Below are 3,693 nucleotides of genomic sequence, written 5' to 3' on the forward strand. Positions count from 1 at the left end.
GCATCTTCTCTTCCTGTCACATTTCGAGAAAATCAAGTCATCAGTCATGAAACATTACCAGAATTAGAAATTACTCCCCATACTATTTTTCAACGTGCTGGTTTAATTCGTTAGGTCTTGTTTGGTATCAAAAACGGTGTTGCACCATATGCGATTCCTAGGTCGCGCTGAACGCTATCGCTATGGTCTCTTCTATCGGGTGGAAAAATTAGAAAATTAATGTTTCGAGCTTCGCTTGTACTTCTTCTATTAAATCTTGTGCAACACTTTCAACAAATTTTACCTTTCTAGCTCTCCACTCTAGTGTTTTAATTTGGTCAGCTAACACAACTCCTTGTGTTTGCATTCCCTCAACAAGTGAAACTTCAAAACTAAGCCCTTTTGGATTGCTAGTTATAGGACACACTAGAACTAAAGAAGCCATTCGATTATATTTAATTGGAGATATAACAAGAACCGGGCGATAGCCGATTTGCTCACGCCCTTGCTGTTGTAGTTCGTTATTTAATGTCTTAGCAATATCATCAAAAGACATTCCTGATGCTTGAAGGGCAAATGCACGCCTAATCGAATCAGCCGTAAATCGCTGTGTGTTCCCAAATTCTAATTTGATAATATCTCCTCTATTCGGAAAATAAGAATTAACTACCAATCTTCACTCCCCACAGCGTTTCCAGTCTCAAATTCAGGATGAAATTTATCAGGAGTCATACCCAAGAGCAACTCATCAAGCGTATATTTTTTTCTTTTTTGTGGTGTAATCACAATCCTGTTGCCTTCCACACTAAAATTTATCGCTATCCCTTCCGTTATTAAAGATGATGTTTCTATCAGGTTACTGAGGGGGCTACGAAACTGGCTGAAACATAGACTCTATAAGCATCATAGCTCTTACACCTTGTTGATAATACTTTCGCTGATTGCGATTTAATCTTATTAATTCTGTTACTAATTCCAGACAAATCTCCTTGAGATTGACCCAGGTTTGACTATATAACCCAACATAAAAACTACTATGTCTCCGCTCTAATCGACCATATTCTTTGAGACGAACGACATATTTTTGTATTCCTTTACGTTTGATTTTTTGACCTTGAATCGTTGCAGATGTGTAAGCAACAGCAATTAATAAAACAAGAGAAATAAAGCGTTCCCCCTCAATATTAGTGTCTTCTAAATTATAACCACCTCTCTTAAAATCTCTAAACATTTCTTCTATATCAAATCTTTGTTTATAAGCAGAAATAGCCGACTCTAATTCATCCAAATTTGTTAAGATAAACCATCCTTCTTTCGGTGCTACTCCGTTGATTTTACGTTTCCATTTACAAGCAACATTAAAACTCATGAAACCACGAGTCTTTGTCACCTTAACTCCTTTAATAAAAAAAGAAACTCCGGGTGCTAACCCAAAACTGCTTAACTCAATAAAAATATCTTTTTTAAATTCTACAAATTCGTTATTTTTTAAACGCAAGCAAAAATATACCCCCAATGACTGGAGATACTTTGCAAGTTTCACAGAGCAAAATTCTCTATCACCTAATACACATATTTGGTAATCTTTTAATAATGGTATTACCTTGGACAATAAATCCTGTTGTTCTGATATATTACTGCTACCTAATTTTGGCAGCAATTTGAAATATATTGGAAATGCTCTTTTATCCCAAATGATGCTAACCATGAATAAATTTATGCGGCTCCAATTTGTTCTATCAATTGCTACATAAATTATTTTTTTATTGGTGAAATATGTTTTCAACCATTCTTTAACAATTGGAAACCAAATTTTTTCAATTTTTAGATTTGGTATTGACAAAAATCGTTGTATTCTTTTTCTTCTACTCTCAAATTTTATCGGTAAAGGTAGAGCATTAGCTAACCTTTCTAAATTGACTTGTTTAATTGACTGTAAAATCTGAACTAAAATTCTGAGGAATAGGTATTCCGCTAAACTCAATTGACTTTTTAAGTGGTTTTGGTAGAATCTAGGTAACATTATCAATAGATAGGCTTTGTTGCAAATCAGAGACCTATCTTTTTTACCACAAAACCTTACACTCTCTACATACAAAGCTTTTCAGCCTATTTCGTCGCCCCTTCAGATCAGGTTAAACAATTTAACCAACCACTTAAAACAAATTCAGGGTTTATTACAAGACGGTAATAATAATGATGTCGTAAAAAATTTGATTAGAGAGACAATGTATTTTATTGAATGGATAGCCCCAGATGTAGAATTTGATTATGCTTTTGAATTAGCGAATTTAGGACGGTTTTTGACCCGTTGGTTGTTTAAATGGGCGCAAATCTGGAACGACACAGAAGCTAGAAATCAGGTAAATCAAGAACTTGGTAATTGGAATGACCGTATTTTGCAAATGTCACAATTAACTGTACAAAAACTATGACTCAACCACTTTTACCACAACCTCAACTAGAACCTAACGGTATTACTTCAGACCAATATTTTGAATTTACCCCAGAAAAACTAGAACTTTGGAACGGTTATCTAGGTTACGGCGGACAAGATAATTTAGGATTTCATTTAGCATCATCGTTTAAAATATAATGGAGTTCTAGGAAAATTGATATGAAAGCAGAATTAACAGCCATCATTGAGAAAGCAACGGAAGGAGGATACTGGGCAATTTGTCCAGAAATTCCTGGTGCTAATGGTCAAGGTGAAACCATTGAGGAAGTAAAAGAAAACTTGAAACTTGCTATTCAAATGATTCTTGAAGATCGTGTGGCAGATATTCGCAGGGGACTAACAGAAGATGCGATTGAAGAGACTATTTCAATTCCATGAAACGTAAAGAATTAGAAAAAAAGTTACGACAAGCAGGTTGCTACCTTAAACGAGAAGGTGCTTCTCATTCCCTGTGGATTAATCCTGAAACCGGGGTCATTGAAGCTGTACCAAGACATACGGAAATTAAGGAATTGTTAGCTAAGAAAATTCTCAAAAGCTTAAATGCTGAATAGGGCGATAGCTACGCTTGCCGCAGGCGATGGCGTTGCTGATTTGAGGTATGAACGTGATTTTTGATGATGTAAAAACCTGAGAATGGAAACAGTAATAGCACAAAACCCATAACTACGACAAACACCGCTAAACCAACTCTGACAAGGGAGCTTTCTAGCAGGGGGAGGAAAAGTCGTTTTGATAGGAGTGAAATTGGATAGCGTACCCTCCGGGACGCTCCGCGTAGCAAGATCCCGTAGGGAACTAGCGCTGCTGCAAGCAGTTCATCTTTTTTGTGGAGTTCTCCTAGAAACAACGATATACAGATTAAAGTCGCAGAAATTCAACGGGCTAGAGCGCAACTTGCAGATACTACCAGAGAAAAAGTAGCGATCGCTAGAAAAAAACTTTTCTCTAAACCCTAAATTGAGGCTAAAAATTCCGAAATAATCGCCCCCTCAAGAATTCACCAGGATTTTTGTGAGCAAACCGGACATCTACGGAAAGATAGAATAAAATAAAAGCTTCCTGAAACGCCACTTCCAGGAAGCTAGATGTTAATTGTTATGTGATGGTTATTTCTTTCATGGATATCACTAATGTTGAGGTTAGCCCCGTAGAAATTCTCCCTCCCTCCTCCAGTAAAGTTGTATCTCGTGATACTGCTCAACCTGTGACCGCCGAATTAGTAGAGGAGGTGATTCGCCAATATTATTACCGCA

General features: G+C 36.6%; 7 protein-coding genes. 5 read left to right on the forward strand and 2 right to left on the reverse strand.

The genetic code is table 11. From position 1 onward, the window contains the following. Nucleotides 1-208: 208 nt before the first annotated feature. Both H6G68_RS26610 and H6G68_RS26615 read right to left on the reverse strand, forming a co-directional pair. Complete coding sequence (locus tag H6G68_RS26610; RefSeq protein WP_190909325.1) at nt 209-652, reverse strand: type II toxin-antitoxin system PemK/MazF family toxin; 444 nt, start codon at nt 650-652, stop codon at nt 209-211. 195 nt (nt 653-847) lie between these two features. Next, nucleotides 848-2,002 (reverse strand): IS4 family transposase, encoded by a 1,155-nt coding sequence (locus H6G68_RS26615; protein WP_190909326.1) that lies wholly within the window; start codon nt 2,000-2,002, stop codon nt 848-850. 205 nt (nt 2,003-2,207) lie between these two features. Here H6G68_RS26615 and H6G68_RS26620 point away from each other — a divergent pair, with 205 nt between their 5' ends. From H6G68_RS26620 to H6G68_RS27765, 5 genes are all read left to right on the forward strand, one after another. Continuing rightward, on the forward strand, nt 2,208-2,414 hold the full coding sequence (locus H6G68_RS26620) for a hypothetical protein (RefSeq protein ID WP_242045417.1): 207 nt from the start codon (nt 2,208-2,210) through the stop codon (nt 2,412-2,414). Next, nucleotides 2,411-2,575, forward strand: coding sequence for a hypothetical protein (locus H6G68_RS26625; RefSeq protein ID WP_190909330.1), 165 nt, complete (start codon nt 2,411-2,413; stop codon nt 2,573-2,575). Before H6G68_RS26620 ends, H6G68_RS26625 begins: the two co-directional genes overlap by 4 nt. A gap of 21 nt (nt 2,576-2,596) precedes the next feature. Then, a complete protein-coding gene (locus tag H6G68_RS26630) occupies nt 2,597-2,815 on the forward strand; it encodes a type II toxin-antitoxin system HicB family antitoxin (protein WP_190909327.1) in 219 nt (72 codons plus the stop codon). Then, entirely contained in the window at nt 2,812-2,991 is a 180-nt protein-coding gene (locus H6G68_RS26635) for a type II toxin-antitoxin system HicA family toxin (RefSeq protein ID WP_190909328.1), read from the forward strand. Before H6G68_RS26630 ends, H6G68_RS26635 begins: the two co-directional genes overlap by 4 nt. Nucleotides 2,992-3,264: 273 nt before the next feature. After that, on the forward strand, nt 3,265-3,396 hold the full coding sequence (locus H6G68_RS27765; protein ID WP_277925565.1) for a hypothetical protein: 132 nt from the start codon (nt 3,265-3,267) through the stop codon (nt 3,394-3,396). Nucleotides 3,397-3,693: the final 297 nt, after the last annotated feature.

The organism is Anabaena catenula FACHB-362 (assembly GCF_014698735.1).
In the GTDB taxonomy this organism is placed as follows: domain Bacteria; phylum Cyanobacteriota; class Cyanobacteriia; order Cyanobacteriales; family Nostocaceae; genus Anabaena; species Anabaena variabilis_A.